Source organism: Methylobacter sp. Wu8, assembly GCF_036440755.1.
GTDB lineage: Bacteria > Pseudomonadota > Gammaproteobacteria > Methylococcales > Methylomonadaceae > Methylobacter_A > Methylobacter_A tundripaludum_A.
The window spans coordinates 38,898-61,921 of sequence record NZ_JAZGVT010000076.1 but is presented as its reverse complement, the minus strand read 5'-3'; the positions used below and the strand labels follow the sequence as shown (position 1 = coordinate 61,921).

General features: G+C 50.0%; 24 protein-coding genes. 7 read left to right on the top strand and 17 right to left on the bottom strand.

Annotated features, from left to right (window positions below; translation table 11 throughout):
- Positions 1 to 24: 24 nt before the first annotated feature.
- Together dut and coaBC are read right to left on the bottom strand one after the other, a co-directional pair.
- Positions 25 to 480 (bottom strand): dUTP diphosphatase, encoded by a 456-nt coding sequence (dut, locus tag V3O24_RS18290; RefSeq protein WP_104422094.1) that lies wholly within the window; start codon positions 478 to 480, stop codon positions 25 to 27.
- A complete protein-coding gene (gene coaBC, locus V3O24_RS18285) occupies positions 477 to 1,676 on the bottom strand; it encodes a bifunctional phosphopantothenoylcysteine decarboxylase/phosphopantothenate--cysteine ligase CoaBC (RefSeq protein WP_331308291.1) in 1,200 nt (399 codons plus the stop codon). Before coaBC ends, dut begins: the two co-directional genes overlap by 4 nt.
- A gap of 86 nt (positions 1,677 to 1,762) precedes the next feature.
- Between coaBC and radC the strand changes: the two genes are divergently transcribed.
- Together radC and V3O24_RS18275 are read left to right on the top strand one after the other, a co-directional pair.
- Positions 1,763 to 2,437, top strand: a complete 675-nt coding sequence (radC, locus tag V3O24_RS18280; RefSeq protein ID WP_104422095.1) for a DNA repair protein RadC — start codon at positions 1,763 to 1,765, stop codon at positions 2,435 to 2,437.
- 3 nt (positions 2,438 to 2,440) lie between these two features.
- Positions 2,441 to 2,692: a hypothetical protein gene (locus tag V3O24_RS18275; RefSeq protein ID WP_331308290.1), complete on the top strand. Its 252-nt coding sequence runs from the start codon at positions 2,441 to 2,443 to the stop codon at positions 2,690 to 2,692.
- 292 nt (positions 2,693 to 2,984) lie between these two features.
- Here V3O24_RS18275 and amrA read toward each other — a convergent pair whose 3' ends face one another.
- Positions 2,985 to 3,542 carry an AmmeMemoRadiSam system protein A gene (gene amrA / locus V3O24_RS18270; protein WP_331308289.1) on the bottom strand — a complete coding sequence of 186 codons (558 nt, stop codon included), beginning with the start codon at positions 3,540 to 3,542 and terminating at the stop codon, positions 2,985 to 2,987.
- Positions 3,529 to 4,308: an AmmeMemoRadiSam system protein B gene (gene amrB, locus V3O24_RS18265; protein WP_331308288.1), complete on the bottom strand. Its 780-nt coding sequence runs from the start codon at positions 4,306 to 4,308 to the stop codon at positions 3,529 to 3,531. Before amrB ends, amrA begins: the two co-directional genes overlap by 14 nt.
- 324 nt (positions 4,309 to 4,632) lie before the next feature.
- Between amrB and amrS the strand changes: the two genes are divergently transcribed.
- Both amrS and V3O24_RS18255 read left to right on the top strand, forming a co-directional pair.
- A complete protein-coding gene (gene amrS / locus V3O24_RS18260) occupies positions 4,633 to 5,718 on the top strand; it encodes an AmmeMemoRadiSam system radical SAM enzyme (RefSeq protein ID WP_331308287.1) in 1,086 nt (361 codons plus the stop codon).
- A gap of 287 nt (positions 5,719 to 6,005) precedes the next feature.
- Positions 6,006 to 6,179: a hypothetical protein gene (locus V3O24_RS18255; RefSeq protein ID WP_181049803.1), complete on the top strand. Its 174-nt coding sequence runs from the start codon at positions 6,006 to 6,008 to the stop codon at positions 6,177 to 6,179.
- A gap of 105 nt (positions 6,180 to 6,284) precedes the next feature.
- Here V3O24_RS18255 and V3O24_RS18250 read toward each other — a convergent pair whose 3' ends face one another.
- From V3O24_RS18250 to V3O24_RS18225, 6 genes are all read right to left on the bottom strand, one after another.
- Positions 6,285 to 6,986: a helix-turn-helix domain-containing protein gene (locus V3O24_RS18250; RefSeq protein ID WP_331308286.1), complete on the bottom strand. Its 702-nt coding sequence runs from the start codon at positions 6,984 to 6,986 to the stop codon at positions 6,285 to 6,287.
- Positions 6,987 to 7,176: 190 nt separating this feature from the next.
- Complete coding sequence (locus V3O24_RS18245) at positions 7,177 to 7,932, bottom strand: DUF5765 domain-containing protein (protein WP_104422099.1); 756 nt, start codon at positions 7,930 to 7,932, stop codon at positions 7,177 to 7,179.
- 263 nt (positions 7,933 to 8,195) lie between these two features.
- The gene (locus V3O24_RS18240; RefSeq protein WP_331308285.1) at positions 8,196 to 9,818 is read right to left on the bottom strand and encodes an NAD+ synthase; all 1,623 of its coding nucleotides are present in this window, start codon (positions 9,816 to 9,818) and stop codon (positions 8,196 to 8,198) included.
- A 180-nt stretch (positions 9,819 to 9,998) separates the two neighbouring features.
- Positions 9,999 to 11,174, bottom strand: coding sequence for a YncE family protein (locus V3O24_RS18235; RefSeq protein ID WP_331308284.1), 1,176 nt, complete (start codon positions 11,172 to 11,174; stop codon positions 9,999 to 10,001).
- A gap of 93 nt (positions 11,175 to 11,267) precedes the next feature.
- A complete protein-coding gene (locus V3O24_RS18230) occupies positions 11,268 to 11,540 on the bottom strand; it encodes a DUF4242 domain-containing protein (RefSeq protein ID WP_104422101.1) in 273 nt (90 codons plus the stop codon).
- A 52-nt stretch (positions 11,541 to 11,592) separates the two neighbouring features.
- The gene (locus tag V3O24_RS18225; protein WP_331308283.1) at positions 11,593 to 12,195 is read right to left on the bottom strand and encodes a TetR family transcriptional regulator C-terminal domain-containing protein; all 603 of its coding nucleotides are present in this window, start codon (positions 12,193 to 12,195) and stop codon (positions 11,593 to 11,595) included.
- 247 nt (positions 12,196 to 12,442) lie between these two features.
- Between V3O24_RS18225 and V3O24_RS18220 the strand changes: the two genes are divergently transcribed.
- Positions 12,443 to 12,934, top strand: coding sequence for a hypothetical protein (locus tag V3O24_RS18220; RefSeq protein WP_331308282.1), 492 nt, complete (start codon positions 12,443 to 12,445; stop codon positions 12,932 to 12,934).
- Complete coding sequence (locus tag V3O24_RS18215) at positions 12,927 to 14,144, top strand: (Fe-S)-binding protein (protein WP_331308281.1); 1,218 nt, start codon at positions 12,927 to 12,929, stop codon at positions 14,142 to 14,144. Before V3O24_RS18220 ends, V3O24_RS18215 begins: the two co-directional genes overlap by 8 nt.
- A gap of 49 nt (positions 14,145 to 14,193) precedes the next feature.
- Here the strand turns inward: V3O24_RS18215 and speD are convergent, their stop codons facing one another.
- Entirely contained in the window at positions 14,194 to 15,000 is an 807-nt protein-coding gene (speD, locus tag V3O24_RS18210; protein WP_104422105.1) for an adenosylmethionine decarboxylase, read from the bottom strand.
- 5 nt (positions 15,001 to 15,005) lie between these two features.
- Positions 15,006 to 15,422 (bottom strand): OsmC family protein, encoded by a 417-nt coding sequence (locus V3O24_RS18205; protein WP_104422106.1) that lies wholly within the window; start codon positions 15,420 to 15,422, stop codon positions 15,006 to 15,008.
- A gap of 137 nt (positions 15,423 to 15,559) precedes the next feature.
- Here V3O24_RS18205 and crp point away from each other — a divergent pair, with 137 nt between their 5' ends.
- The gene (gene crp / locus V3O24_RS18200) at positions 15,560 to 16,216 is read left to right on the top strand and encodes a cAMP-activated global transcriptional regulator CRP (RefSeq protein ID WP_331308280.1); all 657 of its coding nucleotides are present in this window, start codon (positions 15,560 to 15,562) and stop codon (positions 16,214 to 16,216) included.
- Between the two features lie 2 nt (positions 16,217 to 16,218).
- Here crp and V3O24_RS18195 read toward each other — a convergent pair whose 3' ends face one another.
- The 5 genes from V3O24_RS18195 to V3O24_RS18175 all read right to left on the bottom strand — a co-directional run bounded on the left by V3O24_RS18195 (position 16,219) and on the right by V3O24_RS18175 (position 22,973).
- Positions 16,219 to 17,088 carry a DUF3014 domain-containing protein gene (locus tag V3O24_RS18195; RefSeq protein ID WP_104422108.1) on the bottom strand — a complete coding sequence of 290 codons (870 nt, stop codon included), beginning with the start codon at positions 17,086 to 17,088 and terminating at the stop codon, positions 16,219 to 16,221.
- A 310-nt stretch (positions 17,089 to 17,398) separates the two neighbouring features.
- On the bottom strand, positions 17,399 to 19,210 hold the full coding sequence (gene typA, locus V3O24_RS18190) for a translational GTPase TypA (RefSeq protein ID WP_104422109.1): 1,812 nt from the start codon (positions 19,208 to 19,210) through the stop codon (positions 17,399 to 17,401).
- A gap of 185 nt (positions 19,211 to 19,395) precedes the next feature.
- Positions 19,396 to 19,788 (bottom strand): rhodanese-like domain-containing protein, encoded by a 393-nt coding sequence (locus V3O24_RS18185; protein WP_104422110.1) that lies wholly within the window; start codon positions 19,786 to 19,788, stop codon positions 19,396 to 19,398.
- A gap of 313 nt (positions 19,789 to 20,101) precedes the next feature.
- Complete coding sequence (locus V3O24_RS18180) at positions 20,102 to 21,022, bottom strand: LysR family transcriptional regulator (RefSeq protein WP_104422111.1); 921 nt, start codon at positions 21,020 to 21,022, stop codon at positions 20,102 to 20,104.
- The gene (locus V3O24_RS18175; RefSeq protein WP_331308279.1) at positions 21,015 to 22,973 is read right to left on the bottom strand and encodes a nucleoside-diphosphate sugar epimerase/dehydratase; all 1,959 of its coding nucleotides are present in this window, start codon (positions 22,971 to 22,973) and stop codon (positions 21,015 to 21,017) included. The genes V3O24_RS18180 and V3O24_RS18175 overlap by 8 nt, the downstream gene beginning before the upstream one ends.
- Positions 22,974 to 23,024 lie beyond the last annotated feature (51 nt).

Sequence of the window (23,024 nt, the reverse complement as noted above, 5' to 3'; positions counted from 1 at the left end):
GTTTGCGCCTCTGAAAGGAAAAGCTTAATGCCTGCCTGTATGACCAAAGCCGCCGGAACCGCGCAAACTTTGATCAAACTCGTCGACTTGTTCAAACTGTACCTGCTCCACCGGCACAAAAACCATTTGCGCGATGCGCTCGCCAATATTAATGGTAAAAGCGCTGTCGCCCCGGTTCCAGCAGGAGATAAAAACCTGGCCCTGGTAATCCGAATCGATCAGCCCGACCAGATTGCCCAACACGATGCCGTGTTTATGGCCCAGGCCCGATCTGGGCAATAAAACGGCGGCCAACTGGTGATCGTCAATATGAATCGCCAGACCGGTTGGAATCAACACGGTCTCACCCGGCTTTAACTCGACCGGCTCATCCAGACAGGCGCGTAAATCCAGGCCCGCCGAGCCCGCTGTCGCATACTCGGGCAGCGGAATGTCCTTGCCTAAGCGGCCGTCCAGAATTTTAAGCTGTACTCTTTTCATATTTTTTTATGTTCCATTCTTTCTGCGATTAAGCCGATTAATTGTTCGGCCAGATGATTTTTGTCGGTCATTGCGAAGTCTTTCCGGCCGTTTTTCCAGAAAACCTGCAATGCATTCTGCTCGCTGTCGAAACCGCCCAAATCGCGCCCTACCCAGTTTGCCGCGATCATATCCAGCTTTTTCCGCGCCAATTTGTCCAGCGCGTATTGTTCAAGATCGTGAGTTTCCGCAGCAAAGCCGACCGTGAACGGACGGTTAGGGAGTTGTGCGACTTCCGCCAGAATATCTCTGGTTTTTTGTAGGATCAGCGTGGTTTGTCCGGCCTGTTTTTTTATTTTCTGTTGTTCCGGCAGCACCGGACTGTAATCGGCAACCGCCGCCGCGCCGATGTAAATATCGTGCTCGGCGGCTTCGGATAGAACAGCCGCATGCATTTGTGCGGCCGTTTCCACGCTGATAAGTTCCACGTTAGCGGGCGAAGGCAGCGACACCGGGCCGCTGACCAACGTAACCTTTGCGCCCGCTTTTAATGCGGCGGCGGCAAGCGCATAACCCATCTTCCCGGAACTGCGGTTGGTGATGTAGCGCACCGGGTCCAAAGGTTCGCGGGTCGGCCCGGCGCTGATTAAAACCTTAAACCCGGCTAAACACTGCGCCGCCGGTTCCGCCATTAATCGTCTGCAAATTTCCGCAGGCTCGGACATTCTGCCGAAGCCGGTTTCGCCGCAAGCCTGATCGCCCTGTTCGGGGCCGATCACGGTAACGCCGTGGCTTTTAAGTTTCTGGATATTTTCCTGGGTGACCGGCTTATGCCACATGGCCTGGTTCATCGCCGGGGCGACGTAAACCGGACAAGTCGCCGCCAGATAGAGCGTCGACAATAAATCGTCCGCCAAACCGTGACTGCATTTTGCAAGGGTATTGGCCGTTGCCGGCGCAATAATCAGCGCATCGGCCCAGCGCGCCAGACTGATATGGCCCATCGCATGCTCTTCATCCGCATCCAGCAATTCGCTATGCACCGGGTTGCCGGACAGCGCCTGAAAGGTCAACGGGCTGACAAACTGCATGGCCGACCGGGTCATCACCACGCGCACGGCTGCGCCCTGTTTTCGCAACAGCCTGACCAGCTCAGCCGACTTGTAGGCGGCAATGCCGCCACTGACGGCCAATAAAATATGCTTGTTAATAGTCATGCCCTGAGACTTGAACAAAACCGACATTATGGCAAGTCTAAAGAAATTCTTCTATGCTTAAATACCAACCGCATCAGGGAGAACCTATGTCCATTAAAGATTGGTCGGCAGAAGACCGGCCCAGAGAAAAACTGTTGCAACGCGGCTCAGCCGCTTTGACCGACGCGGAACTGCTGGCTATTTTTCTGCGCACCGGCTCGCCCGGCAAATCGGCGGTCGATCTGGCTCGAGAGCTGCTCGCCGATTTTGGTTCCTTGAATGCCTTACTAGGATCAGACCAGCAACGCTTTTGCCGGGGCAAAGGCTTGGGCGAGGCCACTTATGTTCAGCTCCAGGCTGTTCTGGAAATGGCCCGGCGACATTTCAAGGAAGCATTGCAACGCGGCAACGCCTTGACCAGCCCGGAAATCACCCGCTCTTATCTCAGCGCACAACTGCGCGGCTACAGCTATGAAGTGTTTGCCTGCCTGTTTCTCGACAATCAGCATCGGGTCATCCAGCTGGATGAATTATTCAGGGGCACCATAGACGGTGCCAGCGTTTATCCGAGGGAAGTCGCCAAGCAGGCGTTGCGTCATAATGCGGCGGCGGTCATCTTCGCCCATAACCACCCGTCCGGCATTTCCGAACCCAGCCAGGCCGATAAACATATCACCGAAAAACTTAAGCAAGCATTAGCCTTGTTCGATATACGGGTGCTGGATCATTTTATTATCGGTGACGGACAGCCTTATTCGTTTGCCGAGCATGGCTTGTTATGAGGTATGAAACGGGCGGATAGCGGCAAAAATCTGCCATTATCCGCCGTTTCTAATACCGGCGCACAAAGGCCACGAATAGCACCACTCCCTAACCGCATGTATTACAATAAAAATAAAGTGAATGGCGCTTTTTATGCTTTTAAAAAATCAAGTCTGGGCAAATTTTTTAAGAGAGACAGGCATAACCCGGCAAAATATAAAACAACGCCTTTTTTCACTGGTATCCTCATTTCAGCATTATTGGATGTTTACTAAATTGCCAGGGATTTACTATTTTGACTTTAATACAAAAACTGTCCGCCGATAACAATATCAAGAACATTAGAGCGGCAGTCTTGGACTGGGAGAAATTATCATGAAAAGCATAGTCTGGATATTTAACGTCATTGTTCAACTTACATTAATGGTCGTACTGTTGTTTGACCGCAGGACTTATCTGCACTGCGTTGACCTTGACAGTTAATTGAAAAGGTAGGGGACGATTTATAAAAAGTTGCGGGGCAGTCTCTGTTTTTTGTTCAGGGACTGCTGTCCGCTGTAACGGCGCTCAGTCTATTACTTCGGCGTGATAACGGTAAATTCGGATAGTGTTGGACCAATAGTCGGGCGGTAATCCGGCTTTTTGTTTTAAATGCCGTAAAAACTGCCTGGGTTCCGGCAATGACTCCCATACCGAAGGCAAAAAAGTGCCGCGCCGATGGCCCTCTTGTAAAATCAGTCCGTCAATACCGGGTTGCAATTGGGATACTAAATCCTGCTCGGAGCTAAACGATACCGGCTCTGCGGGCGTCAGTATCGACAAATGTATTTCCAGGCCGCCCAGTTCGGAAGCGTCCAGCGGCGGGAAGCGCGGATCGTTGAAGGCGGCCGAAAAAGCATTCTCGGCAATATCCTCGGCTAACGGCCTGACCGCTTCCAGCATGCCGATGCAGCCGCGCAACTGACCGCTTATCTCCAAGGTAACAAAAGTGGCGCGCAGTTCTGTCAGTTCTGCCGGATAATCGTCCAGGTTGACTTTTAGCGGCCGACCTTTCTGCAATCCATGCACGATGGAATTCTTCGCCAAATCCAGCAGGCGTTGCCGGTTTTCCTTATTCAATGACATAAGCGCCGTAACCTACTACGCTGGACTTATCCCCTGCGGTGTCGCCGGAGTTGCGAAGATCGATGGTTTTAATCGACAGCGATTTTTTCCGCGCCAGTTTCAGCAGTCCGCTGACCGGCACTCTACCACAGGCGGATTCGAAATCGAGCTGCTCATATTCCAGCTTTTCTATGGTTCGGCTGGTTGATTTATCCATCTGCCGGGCCGTTGCGTAATTATGGTAATGGCTCAGGTCGGAACTGATCACAATCAGCGTTTCTTCCCCTCCCCACAGCGTATCGAGCACCTGACTGACTTGTTCCGGCGAAGCGTCGCCGGCAACAATCGGCACGATTTCGAAGTTATCCAGCATTTCCTGTAAAAAAGGCAGATGCACTTCCAGACTGTGCTCGTATGTGTGCGCCTGCTCAATGTATTCGACAAAAGGCAGTTTGACTATTTTCTGCACGGCTTCCTGATCGACAAGGACGCGCCCCAAAGGCGTGGTAAACGTTTCCGCGCGGCTCACAGCCAAGCCCCTGAACGCTACGCGATGGGAGGGGCCGATAAGCACCACGCGGGTTATCCGGTCATGGGCTTTTTTTAGCCGCGCGTAGGCGCTTGCGGCGATCGGGCCGGAATAAATATAACCGGCGTGAGGCGCGATGATGGCTTTGGGGACTTTTTCAGCGGATGCCGCATCGCTCAAATATTGGTCCAGCATCAGATGGAGTTGCTCGGGGTTTGCAGGGTAAAAAGAACCTGCCACGGCGGGTTGTCTGTTCATTAACTTGTCCTGTTTTTCGGTAAAAAATAATCCGTACAACGGCATTATCAGGGTAACGGACGGGCTCTTGGCGCGGAGCTGTCGCCAAAGCAATACGGATAATCCGCAAGACAGTAACGCTTAACTGTTACCGGGTTATTAAACCATGAAAAAACACTCTAAAAGTAGAACGGAATGATAAGAACAAAGCGGTTTGGCATCTATACGTGTTACTACTTAAGCCGATGAAAATCGTTTATTTTGTCCCGTTAATAAGTCATGCTAGAAAGCGAAACGTTATAACCTGAACAGTGCCGTTTGTTTGGCGGAACCGGGAGAAAAACCATGACTGACTTTATCACCAACGATACCGTAAAAACCCGTTACTGGCACACGCTGGAAGATGGCCGCGTGCAATGCGATCTTTGCCCCAGATTTTGCAAGATGCATAAAAACCAGCGCGGCCTGTGTTTTGTCAGACAGAATCTGGACGACCAAATTGTGATGACCAGTTACGGACGGTCCAGCGGCTTTGCGATTGACCCTATCGAAAAGAAACCGCTGAACCATTTTTTACCCGGCACCTCGGTGTTCTCGTTCGGTACCGCGGGCTGCAATCTGGCTTGCAAGTTCTGCCAGAACTGGGACATCAGTAAATCCAGGGAAATGGACACCTTGATGAGCAAGGCCTCGCCCGATGCGATTGCGCAGGCGGCGCGGGATAACGGCTGCGACAGCGTGGCTTATACCTATAACGATCCGGTGGTTTTCCATGAATATGCGATTGACACCGCCAAGGCCTGCCGCAGTCTGGGTATAAAATCGGTGGCGGTATCCGCAGGTTATGTTTGCGAACAGCCCAGGGCCGAATTTTATCAATGGATGGATGCCGCCAACATCGACTTAAAAGCCTTTACCGAACGTTTTTATCACGAGATTACCGGCGGCCACCTGGACCCGGTGCTGGAAACGCTAAAATACATCAAACATGAAACATCGGTGTGGTTGGAGCTGACGACGTTAATTATTCCCGGCGAGAACGATTCGGAAGCCGAACTGGAAGCCATGACCCAATGGGTGGTCGAAAATCTGGGGCCGGATGTGCCGATGCATTTTACCGCGTTTCACCCTGACTGGAAGATGCAGGACAAGCCGCCCACGCCGCTTGCATCATTATTACAGGCGCGGCAGATCGCTTTAAAAAACGGAGTGCGTTATGCCTATGTGGGCAATGTGCATGACAAGCCCGCAGAGAGCACCTATTGCCACAGTTGCAAAAAGTTACTGATCGGCCGCGACTGGTACGAATTATCCGAATGGAATCTGGATGCGTCAGGAAATTGCCGCTTTTGCGGCGAACGCTGTGCGGGGGTATTCCATCCCAAGCCGGGGAACTGGGGCGCGAAGCGGCGGGCGGTTATCATGAAGTGACCGGAATCGCTGGTACGACTCCAAGCCGGAAATATATCGTCCCTAAAACGCAGTTGGAGCGAGTGAAAGCCTGTCTGGGCATGAGCGGCTTTCACTCGCCGCCCGCTTGGTGAACCTCAGCACCATCTAGCGCTCACGCCAAAAACAAGCTGCCAGTAAAAACAGCCCCGTTAACAAAACAGACTTTTCTTGATCTGTATCAAATTATTAATGACGAAGTTTGTTTAAATATCCCCGCATTAACGTAAAACCTATTCATTTTTAAATAGATACTTGTGGAGATGTTTATGAGCGAAGCAAAAGAAAAAGACAATTTCTGGTTGTATGTCGGTGGCGTGGTATTGGCTATGGTCGCTGTAGTGGTAACAATTAAAAGCAGCGAACACGACAAATACGAATCAACTAAAAAAGCCATTGCCGAAGATTCCTCTAACTCGGCTTACAGGAACAGCAAGCTCTAACTTAATTTCAGTTTTCCCGCTACGTTAGCGATCGAGTCTAGCGGCAGCGGGAAACAAAGATTATTCAGCGAATCCTCTCTTCCAGGCTGTCCGGCAGTTATTCTGTTAGCTGGACAGCTTTTTTTTATCTATTATTTTCAACCGCTTGGCTTTTATTTCTATCATGTTCATGGCCTGAAAATGATGAAAGATACGGCTGACTGTTTCCTGGGTTATGCCCAAATAATTTCCGATTTCCTCGCGCGACATGCTGAACCTGAATTCCATCTCGGAATAACCCCGGAGTTTCAGCCGGTCCGATAAAGCAACTATGAAGTACGCAACGCGTTCCTCGGCGGTACGGCGATTGAACAATGCTTTTTGCACCTGAAAATCGAATTGGTCGCACGACCTTTGCAGCAAGATGTGGCTTAGGTTCGACGTGTTGCCGACCAGCATGTCCAAGCGATACGCCGGCAGATGGCAAAAATTGACCGTTTCCAGCGCAATCGCCGTACAGTTGTGAGTTTGCTTGGCAAAACCGTCAAAGCCCAATAGTTCGCCGGGCAGAATAAAATCGACGATCAGCTCGTTGCCGTCGCCATCGTAACTTAATAATTTGGCGCTGCCCGAACGCAACGCGATGATGCCCCTGAACGTGCTGCCGGCATGATAAATAACTTCCCCTTTTTGGCGTATGTTGTTTCGGTTGACTCTTAACGCCAATTCCCCGACATCGGAGGGATCGAGGCCTTTAGGAATGCATAATTTGTCGAGATTGCAATTTACACAGGTGACAGCCGAATAGGATGTCTGCTCATTCGCCATAATCAAAGTATCCTTCCATTGAATCCATTTAACAAAAAAATCACACTGCTTTATTTATATAAACTGACAGTCGCAGCCGCGTAGGTCGGGTTAGGCGCGCATAGTATGAGCTTTAAATTTCTCCGCACCGTAGCCCGACATGGAACGCAAAGATAAGTCGGGTTATGCTGAAACTAACCCGACCAACGCACTACAGCGAATCGCCGATATACTTCTTATAAAAAGGCCAAGTCTTAACGTGCAGGTATTTTCTGATCGGGGATTTAATGACCGATACGCACAAAGCGATAGAAAACAGGCACCAGACCGCCGCATATTCGTTGGGATCGGTAGTGGTAATGTCGGAAATAAACGGCCCGATTAAATAATGGAAACCTACGAAACGCCAGGAACCGTAAATGATCGGCAGGTAAAAAGCGACCACGATATAAGTAAATGCATGCAAGCCCCAGTTAAAGCCGAACAGCCAGCCGACAGGATCCGACATCAAGCCGTTCAGCGGCATTTGCCAGGCGATATGCCAGGAACCGGAGGTGGAGCAGACACTCGGCCCGCAAAAGCCTTCCACGCCGATATTACAAGACCCCGCCCAAGCAAACGGATACATCTTAATCAGCATGAACAGCGTACCGATCGCGCAAATGGTATAGACCGTCGTGCGAATTTTTAATTTGACGCTTTCCGGGATGAAGTACATCGCGACCATGTTGACAAAAAACGGCTGGAACGAGACGTGCAGATAGCCCAGCAGCGTCAGTATCTGATTGCTCGGATTGTCGCATAAATCGATATAGACGTAAGTTGCCGCCTGTAATAATTCCATTAAGGCAAAATAAGTTAGCGGAATCCAAAGTTCTTTCGACTCCCCTTGTTTGATCGCAACGTAAGCTGCGGTACTCAGACCTGCGACGGCTAAAACGCCTGACGCTTCACCACTCCAACACATATAACTGACCCTTTTTTAATTATTAAATACCGTCTAGCCAAAAACCTGTAGCTGAGCTAGCAGTAATGTTTTATTTAGCTATGCGGATGTTTTTTGCTAATAGGCAATATCGACAGCCAACACAGCTATAGCCTTGTTTTTATAACCCGCCGACAGGAACATTACGTGATCGAAACAAACGGTTGAAAACCCGCCCATTGTATTACAAATAGACAGGAATTGAGAAAGGGTAATCCATTACCTTAAGACTTGAAGCAGCGGTTTCAACCCGGCGACTTAATGCCCCGATAACCGGAAGTGATCGGATAACGCCGGTCGCGGCCGAACGCCCTGGAGGTAATCCTGATCCCCGGCGGGGATTGCCTGCGTTTATATTCGTTACGGTCGACCAGGCTGATGGCTCTGGCTACATCTTCGCGCCTGAATCCGGCGGCGATGATTTGATCGGCGGATTGATCCCTTTCGATATAACGCTCCAGTATCGGATCCAATACGTCGTAAGGCGGCAATGAATCCGCATCGACCTGATCCGGCGCCAGTTCGGCCGACGGCGGGCGGATAATGACCCGCTCCGGTATCACTTGGGATAAGGTATTGCGGTAACGCGCCAACCGGTAGACCAACAGCTTGGGTACGTCCTTGATCGGCGCAAAACCGCCGGACATGTCGCCGTACAAGGTCGCGTAACCGACGCTCATTTCGCTCTTGTTGCCGGTGGTTAATAACAGTTTGCCCTGCTTGTTCGACAAGGCCATTAAGATCACCCCGCGGCAGCGCGCCTGGATGTTTTCTTCGGTGGCGTCTTTAGCGGTCCCTGCAAAAATATCGGACAGCATGCCGGTGAAGGCGTTAACGGCGGGTTCTATCGGAATGGTATGGTAATGCACGCCCAAGGCTTTCGCTTCCAGCACCGCATCTTCGTTACTCATGTCTTGGGTATAACGCGACGGCAGCAGCACGGCTTCGACTTTATCCGCGCCCAAGGCATCGACGGCCAGCGCCAGAACCAGCGCCGAATCGATGCCGCCGGACAAGCCCAAAATGGCGCCCTGAAAACCGTTCTTCCTGACATAATCCTTAATGCCCAGTACCAGCGCCTGATACTCGCTGGAGATTTCATTATAAAGCGGCGCGCAGGTGCTTTTTGCCGGGTGACTGCCGTCAAATTCGACCACGCTGAGCTGTTCTTTAAACTCCTCGGCGCGGAAAACCACTTCTCCGTCCGCGTCAACGACAAAAGACGCGCCGTCAAAAATCAGTTCGTCCTGCCCGCCCACCTGATTGACATAAACCAACGGGATCTTCGCGGCTTTAACCTGGCTGCAAATAATAGCTTCGCGCTGATGGATTTTTCCCGAATTAAACGGCGACGCGTTCAACGTCAGCAACAGCTCCGCTCCCGCCTCTTTGTTGTCTTCGATAATGCCCTGCCGCCAAACGTCTTCGCAAATGGTCAGCCCTATAAACGTGCCGTTAAACTCGAACACGCAGGGCTGGTTGCCCGCCGTAAAATAACGCTGCTCGTCGAATACGCCGTAATTGGGCAGGGCTCGTTTGCGGTAACAAGCCACTATCGCGCCCTGGTGCAACACCGCAGCGCTGTTATAAAGCTTGTCGCCGTCGCGCTCGGGAAAGCCGACAATCAGCGCAATACCTTCAACCCGGTCGGCCAGCTGATAAAGCGCGTTATTGGCTTCGGTAATAAAATCGGCGCGCAATAACAAGTCTTCCGCCGGATAGCCGGTCAGGGTCAGCTCGGGAAAAACGATCATCTCCGCGCCCAATTCATCGCGGGCATGAATCGCGGCACGGGCGATATTATCAACATTCGCGGCGATGTCGCCGACCAGGAAGTTGGTTTGGGCCAGGGCTATTTTTAGGGTCATTCGCAAAACATCAGGTTAGTTAGAATTCCATGCAGCTCACCCGCATCACGTTAGGATCTGGTTACAAATAACTACTATTTTCGGTCGTCAAACCGTTCGTGCAGAGCCCTTCGGCTGTGCTCAGGGCGAACGGAAAAATTTCATCCGATCCCTATCGGGAAGTTATTACTGACCATATCCTTAGTGCGCAGTATCATGGTGCCATTTCGGCATCATGATAATACAGTTAGGATTAAGCCCTTGCTTCTTAAATGTATCGATAGTGGCTTTTACTTCCATTTTATTCAGGTCGATCACGGTAATTGAACCGTCGCTCATATCCGGCAAGTTTAAAAAGCTGTTCTGCACGACGGCATACTGCTCATCGGGCGAAAGCACCACATGGTGAGCGCCGCCTGCGGTCGGTATGGCCTTTATCAAAGTCGGCTTCTGCTTGGATTGGCTGATGTCGAAGATATTCAAATAACCGGGATTGGCCGTTGTAATATACATGCGGTCATTTTCGTCATTGAAATAGATTTCCAAAGGGACGCCCTGTTTAACCGCATTAAAATCGAACACTTGCTGGAAATCGAAGTTCTTGTTGCCCGCATTCCATGTACCCGTCCACAACGCGCCGCCGAACATGGTGTTGATATAAGCCGTCGGCGGATTCGATCCGGGCAGGAACACCGCCTCTACCGGAGACACGCCGGAAGGAGAAGGCTTATCGGACAATTTGTGGCTGGATAACACGTTGCCGCTGGACGCTTCGATAACGGTCACGGTTTCGCCGGCATCGCCCAGATCCGACGGACGCACGGTGCTGGTGACCATGATGCGGTCTATATCCTCATTGATGCTGATGCCGTGCGGATAGCGGATAAAAGCGTTTTCCGAATCGGCCGCAATCACTTTGATCTGCTTATCGGTTTGGGCATCGCCGACTATCACGTTGCTTGAGCCCATGCAGGTCATGTACCAGGTCTTGTTGTCCTTGGAAAAGGCTACGTCTTCGGCGACCTTGCAGTCGGGCATATCGACTTTTTTGGGCCGGTAAGGAACATGGGTCATGTCCATTACATGCAGCGCGCCGTTGCCCAATGAAGTGATATAGGCTTTGCTGAGATCTTTGTTGTAGAAGATATGATGGGCGACCAAGTCGTCCGGCAACGGGATGTCATTCAGGATTTTGGCAAAATTTTTCGATGCAGGATCGACGTCGATAATCGCGATGCCTTCCCGTCTTGGGGTTTGGCCCGGTTTGCTTTCGTAATTAACCATCGCCAATATTTCTGCGTATCCCAGCACCGGGCTAAGCAGCGCCGTGCAAACAAGCAGCGAGCGGGCGAATTTTATTGTATTTTTTGTTGTCATCGTGGTTTCTCTGATTACTTTGCTGAATGCGGTTAAATCCGCAGGTGGATTTAACCGCATTGGGAGCTGGGATAGATGAAGCGGGCTAATGAGTTATTCTGCGGTAGTGGGATCGATTATGGTCCTGACCAGGGAAATGCGGTTGGCAGGAAATCCACCTTTTTCGGCATGTTCTCTAACCGCCTCTTCATCCGGCGCGATGTAGACGCAATAGACTTTATCGTCGGTCACATAGCTTTCGACCCATTGGATTCTTGGCCCCATTTCGTTAAGAACGCCGCATGATTTTTGCGAAATGTCCTGCAACTCGCGATAAGCCAATGAACCCGCGCCGGGGATTTCACGTTCGATAATATATTTTGGCATCTGTATCTCCTGGTTGATTGTAAAAACGATGGGGCGGCTTTTTAAAACGCAATCAGGATTGCGCTTTAAAAAAATCGCCTAATAAATCCTGGCAACACTGCTTGAGCGGTGCGGACGACTTTTCAATTTTCATTCTTAACAAGGCTCCCTGCCAGGCGTTAACCAGCAGATCGGCCATGTCTTCTGCCGACTTGTCAGTTCTTACCGTGCCTTGTTGCTGTGCCTGGGACAGACCCGATTGCAACAAATCCCGGTAACGGTTAAGTGCGGATTGCAGCGATTTTTGGCAAAGATCGCTGGTATCGCCGATTTCGCCCATTAAATTGCCCAGCAGACAGCCTCCTTTGAAGTCCGCTTTCTCAAGCTCGGCAATCCCCTCGTCAAAATAGCGCCGCAGCGCGCCGAGCGCATCGCCTTCGGACTGCTGTAAATGCGCGGTCAATTGCTTAATAAACGGCTCGATATAATGCTGGATAACTTCCGCGCCGAAGTTTTCTTTACTACCGAAGTAATTATAAAAAGAGCCTTTCGGAATCTGTACCGCATCCAGAATCGCTTTCAGTCCGGTGCCGTGGTAACCCTGCTCCATAAGCAGAGTTACACCCTGATTTAACAGGTTTTCCCGGTTGATTTGTTTTTTTGTAGTCTGCTGCATGGCTAGATAATACGACCGGTTGTCTCATCTTGTCAAAAGGTTTTATGTTTAAAAAAGAGGCAAACAGCTAAGGGCTAAAGGCGCCGGAATTTGAAACCTGATTTTTTCGCCTTTCGCCCTTCGCCCTTCGCCTTACAACCGACAACTTGATATTCCTTCCGGCTGTTTTCGTGGCCCAACAAATTCAAGCCTCATGGCGACAGGGTTTGGTATCATAGGCCGCTAAATTCACTTAACAGGAAACAACATGGGGAATCAGGTCGAACGCGAACAACTAAAGGCTGATCTTATGCTGCCCTGGGTTATTGTCGGCATGATGCTTACCATGCTGGCGGCTTACATCATTATTTGCCACACCTTGGGCGAACAGCTGCAACAGCCGCTACCGGAAGCCCAACGGGTACTGCTCAGAACGGTGTTTTACGTGATTGCAATTGTGACATTTCCGCTGACCAACCTGATCCGGCACATCCAGCTTCGCTTGAATCAAACCATGCCTTGCTCCGCCGCGACGCCCGGGAACATTGCCAAAAGCCGTTATCTGGTGACCGTCATCGTTTCGATGTCGCTGATTGAAGTTGTCGGAATTTTCGGCCTGATCATGTTTGTGTTCGGCGATGGTTTCAACACCTTGTACATACTCACCGGGCTATCGGCGCTGGGGCTGTTTTTATACCGGCCAAAAGTCGATGAATACTCAGAAATAATTGAAGCAATCTCTGCACAAAACCATGAATAACTTATTAGCCGACGCCGACATCTGCGTTAAATGCGGTTTATGTCTGCCGCATTGCCCCACTTACAATAAAACCCAAAACGAAAACGAATCGCCTCGCGGCCGTATTGCATTGATTCAAGCCTGGGCGGGCGGGCATCTGGAAACATCAAAAAAGCTGGTTGAACATGTCGACAATTGCCTGCTATGCCGTTCCTGTGAACGGGTTTGTCCGGCCGTGGTGCCTTATGGGCGGTTAATTAATAATTTTCGTGAGCAAATAAAAGGCGATCGCGACGCCACACTGTCGGTATCATTACTGAAAAGAGTGTCCCACAACAAAACCGCCGGCCGTCTGGCGCAATCGGGTTTAAGGTTTTATCAAACCACGGGATTGCAAACAACGGCGCGATTGCTCGGGTTGCCGGGCTTGCTAAGACTGGATAAAGTCGATCGTCTGCTGCCTGATTATCATGAATCAAAACCTTTGGCCCCACATTATCCGGCAACTGCCGAAGTGAGAGGCAACGTAGGCTTGTTTATCGGCTGCATGGGTTCTTTGCTGGATCATGAAACCGTCAATGCGGCAATCAAGGTATTAACTGCGACCGGGTTTAATGTATCTATACCCGAACAGCAAACCTGTTGCGGTGCGCTGGATTTGCATGACGGCGATAATGAAACATCCGAACAGCTGGCCGCAGCCAATTGCAGCGCTTTTGCGGATAAAAACCTGGACGCGATAGTGACCATCGCCAGCGGCTGCGGCAGTCAGATGCAGGAATATCAACAAACCGAGTTTGCCGGGAAAGTAATTGATATCAGCCAGTTTCTGATCAAATCAGGCTGCAATCTCAGCAACCAACTGATGCCGCTTGCGGCATCGGTATGCCTGCATACCCCGTGTTCGCTAAAAAACGTCATGCGCGAGGAGCAGGGCGCGGTAAAGCTGCTGCAACAAATTCCCGATATTAAAATGACCCAGCTGTCTGCAGCTATACAATGCTGCGGTTCGGCGGGCAGCTACATGCTGGACCATCCGCGAATGGCGCAAGCCTTGTTAAATGATTTATTGAATGTGGCTTTAGAAGGTCAGCCCGAGTATCTGGTCAGCTCCAACATAGGTTGCGCGCTGCATATATCGGCAGGCCTAAGAGAGAGAGGAGTGGCGCTGGAAGTGCTTCATCCGATTACTTTAATTGCGCGGCAATTAAAACATAACCAGATAACTTAATGCAGAAGACACTGCCGGGGCGAATTCATTCGCCCCGGCAGATCAAGCATCAAGCCTTAACTTCTTCATAACGCTGACGGTAGTTGTGACCATAAAAAATTTCGGTCACTTCTTTATGCAGCTTGCTTTCTATTTCCGCTTTTTGCTCGGCGGACAAATCGCATTCCTTCTCGAATAAGTAATTCTCCAGCTCGGTTTCCTTGAGCATCATTTTGGTGTGGAAAATATTTTCCTGGTACACATTCACATCAATCATCTGGTAACTTTCTTGCGTGTCTATCGCAATATAGTCTTGAATAGACGTAATCTTATGATCGATATAATGTTTTTTACCTGAAATGTCACGGGTAAAACCGCGCACTTTATAATCCATGGTCACGACATCGGATTCGAAGCTGTGAATCAGGTAATTGAGCGCTTTCAACGGCGAAATCCGGCCGCAGGTGGAGACGTCAATATCGGCGCGAAAGGTGCTGATGCCGTTGTCGGGATGGCTTTCGGGATAAGTGTGTACGGTAATATGACTCTTATCCAGATGCGCGAGCACCGTTTCAGGCAAGGGGCCGGGAGACTGGCTGTTCATACTCGGCGGCGGCGGCGCTTCGCCTTCGGAGATCAGCATGGTAACGCTGGCACCTTGCGGCTCATAGTCCTGACGGGCGATATTAAGGACTTGCGCACCGATAATTTCAGCGACATCCTTAAGAATTTGGGTCAGTTTGTCGGCGTTATAAGCTTCATCAATATACTCGATATAAGCCTGCTGTTGTTCAGCCGGAGCGTAACAGATGTCATAGATATTGAAACTGAGCGACTTTGTTAAATTGTTAAAGCCGTGTAATTGCAATTTATTCAACGTAGTTAAACCTCGATAACTTCAAAATCATGGGTGATTTCCACTGCCTTGCTTAGCATGATGGAAGCAGAGCAATATTTCTCTGCGGATAATTTTACCGCTCTTTCAACAGCAGATGCTTTTAAATCATGGCCGGTGACAATAAAATGCAGATGAATCTTGCTGAACACGCTAGGGATCGCGTCGACCCGTTCGGCGGTAACCTCAGCCACACAGTGAACCATATCGTTTCTGCCTTTTTGCAAAATCTGCACCACATCAAAAGATGAACAACCGCCGACGCCCAGCAAAAGCATTTCCATCGGACGCACACCCATGTTACGGCCGCCGTGATCGGGAGGGCCATCCATAACTACAGCATGTCCACTGCCGGTTTCGCCGACGAACATCACGCCATCGACCCATTTGACTGTTACTTGCATTTATTTTCCCGGTTAAAAATGACGCATAGAGTAGCATAAAAATACTTATTGCCAGAGTGACAATATTGATTTTTTTGTTAAAATCCTGCATTGTTACCCAGACCCGCCACGGCACTAAGGACAGATGAATTACACCTATGACACTTACCCCCCAAGAATCCCCCTATAAAGCAGCGCTGGAGCATTTTTTACGCTTTTGCCATATAAAGAAATATCCCGCCAAAACGACCATCATTCGGCCTGGCGACATAGGCGACCGCTTATATTTTATCATAAGCGGCTCGGTCAGTGTTTGCGTGGAAGACGCCGACGGCGGACACGAATTGATACTCGCTTATTTGAATAAAAATGAATTTATCGGTGAAATCGGCGTATTTAAAGGGGCCGAACCGCGAAAAGTCAGCGTTAAAACGCGCGGCGAATGCCATTTGGCCGAAATCAGCTACGAACGGCTCCGCCAGATTTTGAGAAAAGATCTGGGGGAACATGGCCCCGACATTCTTTTCATGATAGGCGAGCAATTATCGTCACGACTGTTAAACACCAGCCGTAATTTATGCGATCTGGCGTTCATGGATGTAGAAGGTCGAATTGCCCGGACCTTGCTGGATTTGTGCAAAGGCCCAGAAGCGATAACCCACCCTGATGGCATGCAACTGCATATCTCCAGACAAGAAATCGGCCGCATGGTCAGTTGCTCCAGGGAAATGGCCGGGCGCGTCTTAAAAGAACTGGAAAATAAAAAACTGATTAGTGCGCACGGCAAAACGATCGTGGTGTTTGGCACGCGCTAAAACTATTCTTTTGTATTAACCAATCCCTCAACCAGAATGCGCAGTTTATTTTGGATGATGCGGGTATTTTCAGGCCCCATGCGCAGCATCTGTTTATGTACCGGGTTTGCCGCTTCAAGCTGCCGATCGGCAAATTTATAGTTTATCGAGTGCCTTAGCACTGCAAGCCGCCCGTCAACAACAGGCGCAGCAAGAATGACCGACGCCGCTTTGGTGAAAATATCTTCCAGGCTGTACTCATCCGGGTAACTGAACTCCCTGAATACCTGCAACAATAACGGCCTGAATTTTTTATACACTGCCAGCGTCGCCTGTACATCCAGTTCATTTATTGCCGCCGCCAGCCAGTCATAGCGCTGATAGCTCTTAGTCGATATAAACAGCGAGCCATCCTGTTGCTCGACTGCAAACGGCTGATCCGGCTGAAGAAAGCGCAGATGCTTTTCAAGCCGCAAGCCTTGCGAAAAATCGTTAACAATGACAACGTATTTCCTGACCAACTGATCCGTATTCAGCCGCCCGGCAAGCGCTGGAGAAATGCCTGTCATTTCCTCCCGGAACAGCGCGTCGCTATGGTCAAGGTCGGGCAAAATAAATGCAGTTTCCTGTTGCAGTTCGACAATGTTATCTGAAACGGCTTCTTCCACTGCCACTCCCTCTATCGATTCCTTGATCGACAAAGCACTCATTGCATCCATCTGTCCAAAACCTGAAGGAAGCGCCAAAGTACGGGATTCAGGTTCTGTTACGGCGGCGCTTTGTTGATGCTTAAAATAAAACCAACCGGCGCTCGCCAAAGCGGCCAAAATAATCGTCGCCACAATCACGGCTCTGCCGATTTTTTTACCTTGAGATTGATCGTATCGATTCATGTTTAAAACCTTGGAATGTAGGGCTCAACTCGCTTATATGCGGTTCGTGGCAATCCATTGTATCGGTAATAAAAAAATAGTTGCCGGAACAACGCCTCCGATTTTGATCGACTGTAACCACCAAACGCAAACCTAATGTTTTTTCAGGCTTGGCTCAACTGATTTTTAGCCTATGAATTCTACAGAGTTAAGTCTGATCGAGCGGCCTTTGCGGCCAAAAACGCAAAAAAGGGGGGAACCGGACGGTTCCCCCCTTTTGTGAATACGGCTTGCCGGTTAAGGTGAGCCGATGAGCATGATGCCCGCTAACTTAGCCCTTGGTCGCTCTTTTACGCTCGTTTTCAGTTAACAACTTCTTGCGCAAGCGTATCGATTTTGGCGTAACTTCAACCAGTTCGTCTTCGGCAATAAATTCCAACGCTTGCTCCAGCGTCATTTTCTGAATTCTCGCCAGCACCAAGTTTTCATCCGAACCCGAAGCGCGCATATTGGTTAGCGCTTTAGGCTTGCAAGGGTTAACGGTTAAATCATTGGAACGTGAATGCAGACCGACCAGCATGCCTTCGTAGACCTCGTCACCATTAACCAATAATAACTCGCCTCGCTCTTGTAACGGATGCAATGAGTAGGTGACGGCTTTGCCGGCAACCATTGAAATCATTACGCCGCGTTGACGGCTGCCCACGTCGCCCGCTTTCATCGGTCCGTAGTGGTCGAATACATGGTACAACAGACCTGAACCTGAAGTAGCGGTCATAAACTCGGTCTGAAAACCGATTAAACCGCGCGACGGCATCATGTATTCCAGACGGATGCGTCCTTTGCCGTCAGGTATCATGTTAGTCAAATCACCTTTGCGTTCGCCCAGTTTTTCCATGATCGCACCTTGGTGGATTTCCTCCACTTCGATGGTGACCATTTCAAAAGGCTCGCACTTTACCCCATCAATTTCTTTGACGATAACTTCAGGACGCGATACGCCCATTTCAAAACCTTCGCGGCGCATATTCTCAATCAAAACCGACAAATGCAGTTCGCCGCGGCCGGATACCTTGAATTTATCAGGATCCGCAGTGTCTTCAACTTTCAACGCAACGTTATGTTGCAGTTCTTTGTCTAAGCGGTCGCGAATTTGGCGCGTGGTGACGAATTTGCCTTCGCGTCCGGCAAACGGCGAGTTATTGACCTGGAACGTCATACTGACCGTCGGCTCATCAACCGACAATGGCGGCATGACTTCTACGGCATCGGGATGGCAGATGGTGTCTGATATTTCCAACTTTTCAATGCCGGCAAAAGCAATAATATCGCCTGCTCGCGCCTCTTGAACTTCAACGCGGTCCAAGCCGTGAAAGCCGTAAACCTGCAGCATGCGGCCTTTACGCTCAACACCTTCCCGATTAACGATAACCAGCGGCGTATTGGGCTTGATAGTGCCGCGTTGAATCCGGCCGATACCGATAACGCCGGTGTAGGTGTTGTAATCCAGGCTGGTCACCTGCATTTTGAAAGGGCCATCGATATCAACAGGTGGCGGGCTTACTTTGGAAACAATCGTCTCGAATAACGGGGTCATGTCGCCGCCGGAGATATTGTGATCCAATCCGGCATAGCCGTTGATTGCAGACGCATAAACGATAGGGAAATCCAGTTGTTCATCGGTTGCGCCCAAGCGGTCGAATAAATCGAAAGTTTGGTCGACAACCCAGTCAGGACGAGCACCCGGACGGTCGATTTTGTTGATAACCACAATCGGCTTCAATCCCAGCGCAAACGCTTTTTGGGTCACAAAACGGGTCTGCGGCATAGGGCCGTCCACCGCATCAACCAGCAACAGTACCGAATCGACCATCGATAACACCCGCTCCACTTCGCCGCCAAAGTCGGCGTGTCCCGGGGTGTCGACGATATTGATGTGATAGCCGTTCCAGTCCAGCGCGGTATTCTTGGCCAGAATGGTGATGCCGCGTTCTTTTTCAATATCGTTGGAGTCCATAATGCGCTCAGTCACTTTAGTATGAGCGGCAAACGTGCCGGACTGTTGCAATAATTTATCAACCAGGGTCGTTTTGCCATGGTCGACGTGGGCAATAATTGCAATATTTCTTAATTTTTCGATCACTTTTATGGTCTCTAAGGTTTAAATAAACAAATGTAAGACGCGCGATGCACACCTTTTTAAACATGATGAATGCGTGATGCACTCTAATGGGTTAAATGCGGGGGAAGAAAGGACGGCGCCGCCGTCATGACTGCTGTTTAGATTTTGTTGGACGCACCCTGCTTGGTCCAAATTTGGCTATAAGATTAACTTTGCTCCCAAGGCAGACCCTGAAAGCGCCAGCCGCCAAGATTACCCCGATGCTTATGCTCATCCAGGGCGCCTTCAAAACCGTCAACAATATTAATTAACAACTGATAACCGGCCTCTTCCAATGCTTTTGCCGCATCCAGCGAACGTTGGCCGCTACGGCAAAGCAATAAAACCGGCGTATTGCAATCAGGTGCAACCTTTTTAACTTCGGCAACAAACTGCGGATTGACTTGCCAATCGGGCGCTTCTTTCCAGGGAATGGATATAGCGCCTGGGGGATGCCCGACAAAGGAATGTTCAACTTTCGTTCTTACATCCACTAATACCGCATCTGAATTATTTTGCAACAAATCCCATGCGTGTTGCGGAGCTAAATTTTCTATCATCTTATTAATCTCTACGTGCGTTTTTGGCCGACAAACCTGGCTTCATTGCCAACCCCTGATGCTGCTTTTTCTTGCGTAAAGGCTGATAAAACAGTAATTCCGGTCGCCTATTATCGCATCCCCTAGGCCACGGTCAAGAAATCGACTCACGACGACGCCATCAGGACGGCGCTATAATGGAGCATTTTTCCTGGCAAGCATTGATATTTAGCCCTTGCCTACAAGGATATAGGTAAAAAAAGGAAGCTCCACCTGTTCAAATAAGGCGTTACATTACTGAAAATACCGGGCAACGTCCGCCAAAAACACGCGACTAATCAACACTCTGATTGCGTTCCCCGCGGCTAACCCGGTATTCCAGAAATTCCTGCAAAAAATCCATAAAACCCCTGACCTTTGCCGACAAATACTTTCGATGGGGATATATGGCATGGACATCCAGAGGCGGCGAGGTGTAATTTTCCAGAACAGCTTTCAGTTTGCCCTTTTCAATATCCCTGCCCACGATATAAGTCGGCAACATCACCAAGCCCAAGCCGTTAATTGCGGCGATGCGTATCGGGTCTGCGACATTCGCCTGCATCCGGCCTGAAACCGTTATCCCCGTATAACCGGCTTCGCCTTTGAACAGCCATTTATTCCTCGGCGCGATAGCCCAGTTGACCAGGCAGCTGTGATCCTCCAAATCTTCCGGCGTCTGGGGAACGCCGTATTTCTCAAAATACTCCGGCGAACCGCAAACAACCAACGACGAACTGGCTAATTTCCGTGCAAACATGCTGGTATCATCCAAAGCGCCCAAAGAAATAGCGACATCGATCCCCTCGTCAATCAAATCCCCCGGACTGCTCTGTAAAATCATCTCGACGGTCAAGTCAGGATGTATCTTCAAAAATTCAGCTACGGCCCAAGCGATATGCGTCGCCCCGATCACCGGCGGCGCACTGACTCTTAAAATCCCCCTGGGCTCGGTCTGCAAATGCGTGACAGCGGCCTCCATCTCCTCAACCTCTAGCAACACTTGCTGGCATCGCTCCAAATAGGACGCGCCCACGTCGGTCAGGCTTAAGCTGCGCGTGGTTCGGTTGAATAATCGCGTACCCAGTACACCCTCAAGATGCATGATATGTTTGGTCGCCATGGCTCTGGAAATATCCAGATCGCGCGCGCCGCCGGCAAAACTTCCGGCCTTTGCCACGCGGACGAAAACGTTCATGCTGGTCAATTTATCCATTCACAATCCGCCTGTCTTCTTTCCACAACACGTCTTCGATTTCACATTGCGGTACAAAACCGGTAACTGCGTCGGCCAAAACAGCCCTAACCCGTTCAAAGTCATCATCTTGTGTTGCCTGCTCCAATACCGCCAACATTTTCTCCAGTTCGGTCCACGGAATCACCTGCTCCTGCGCGCGCATAATTCTTTCGTGCCCGGTTTTTGAAACGTTATCGCCAATCAAAAGTTCTTCATACAGCTTTTCTCCAGGCCTTAAGCCTGTATAGCTAATCTCTATGTCGCCGCCCGGATGCTCTGCATCTTTGATTTCCAATCCGCTCAAATGAATCATTCTCTTGGCTAAATCAACAATACGGATAGGTTCGCCCATATCCAGCACAAACACATCGCCGCCCTGACCCATTGCACCGGCCTGAATGACCAGCTGCGCCGCCTCTGGTATGGTCATAAAATAGCGGATGATTCTCTCGTCGGTCACCGTTACCGGCCCGCCTCTTGCGATCTGTTCCTTAAACAACGGCACCACGGACCCTGAAGATCCCAATACATTGCCGAAGCGCACCATCGTAAAACGGGTGTTTGTATTATTAGCCTGATTAAAGCTGAGCGCCTGCAAAATCAATTCAGCGAAGCGCTTGGTCGCTCCCATCGTATTGGTTGGCCTGACCGCTTTATCCGTTGAAATAAGCACAAAGGTCTCAACCTCCGTCTTTATCGCGGCCATTGCCGCATGCAAGGTGCCAAATATATTGTTCCAGACCGCTTCGCCCGGATTTCTTTCGACCATCGGCACATGCTTGTAAGCCGCCGCGTGATAGATCGTCCGCACCTTGAAAGTCTTGCATATTTTTTCGCAACGCTTAGCGTTTACCACCGAACCCAATACAGGAATCAGTTTTATTTCTTTATCGTTCTTGGCTTTGGTTAATAAATGCTGCAACTCTTTTTCTATCGCATAAAGCGCAAATTCACTGATTTCAAAAAGAATCAACGACTCCGGCTGCAACAGAATGATTTGCCGGCAAAGCTCGGAGCCGATAGAACCGCCTGCGCCGGTCACCATTACGACCTTGCCTGCGATATTGGCATGCAGCAGCGATTGATCGGGGGCCACAGCGTCGCGTCCCAGAAGGTCGGCAATATCAACCTCCTGTAGCGCATCAACGGTGACCTTGCCTTGGGCAATCTCGGACAAACCCGGCATCGACATCACATGAACCGCAAAAGGCTCCAGCAAGCGAATAATTTCACTTTTACGCGCCCGATTAGCTGAAGGCATAGCCAGCAGAACGTCTGAAACCTGATATTTTTCTATCAAGTACCGCAAAGAACTGAGCGGATAAATCCGGAGACCGTTGACCTTTTGTTTATGCAGCAACTCGTCGTCATCGATGAACGCGACCGGCCTGAATTCACGTCCATAGCCTAATGCGGAAGCCAACTGTACGCCGGCGTTTCCCGCGCCGTAAATCACTACATTTTTTTTGCTGTGATTTTTTGCACCTCGGCCTACACCCAGGTTTAAATAAACCTCACCCAACCACCAACGCGCAAAAAAACGGCTTCCGCCCACCAGCAGCATCATATTCAACCAGTTGAGCGGTAACACCGTCCGGGGGACGCCTTTGATTCCGGACTCGTACAATACAAACGCAAAAAACAACGCATAAAGCGTAGTCGCCTGAATTATGGTCCATAACGCCCTGACCTCTATGTAACGGATAATCGCACGGTACAAGCCCAACTTAACAAAAATCGGTACGGCTATCACCGGGGCCGCAGCAAATAGATACCACTCATCGTCTTTAGGAATGTACAGCTCTCCCCAACGCAAAGAAAAGGCCGCCCAAAGAGCAAACATCGCAAAAAAAACATCGGCGCTAATCAAAATAAATGCCTTCTTCTGACGCGCAAGACCAATGAACCAGTTCGCTAATCGTGACCTCATCAATTATCCCTGTTTTTCTATAGCAATTTTCATTAATAACCGGCTTCATTA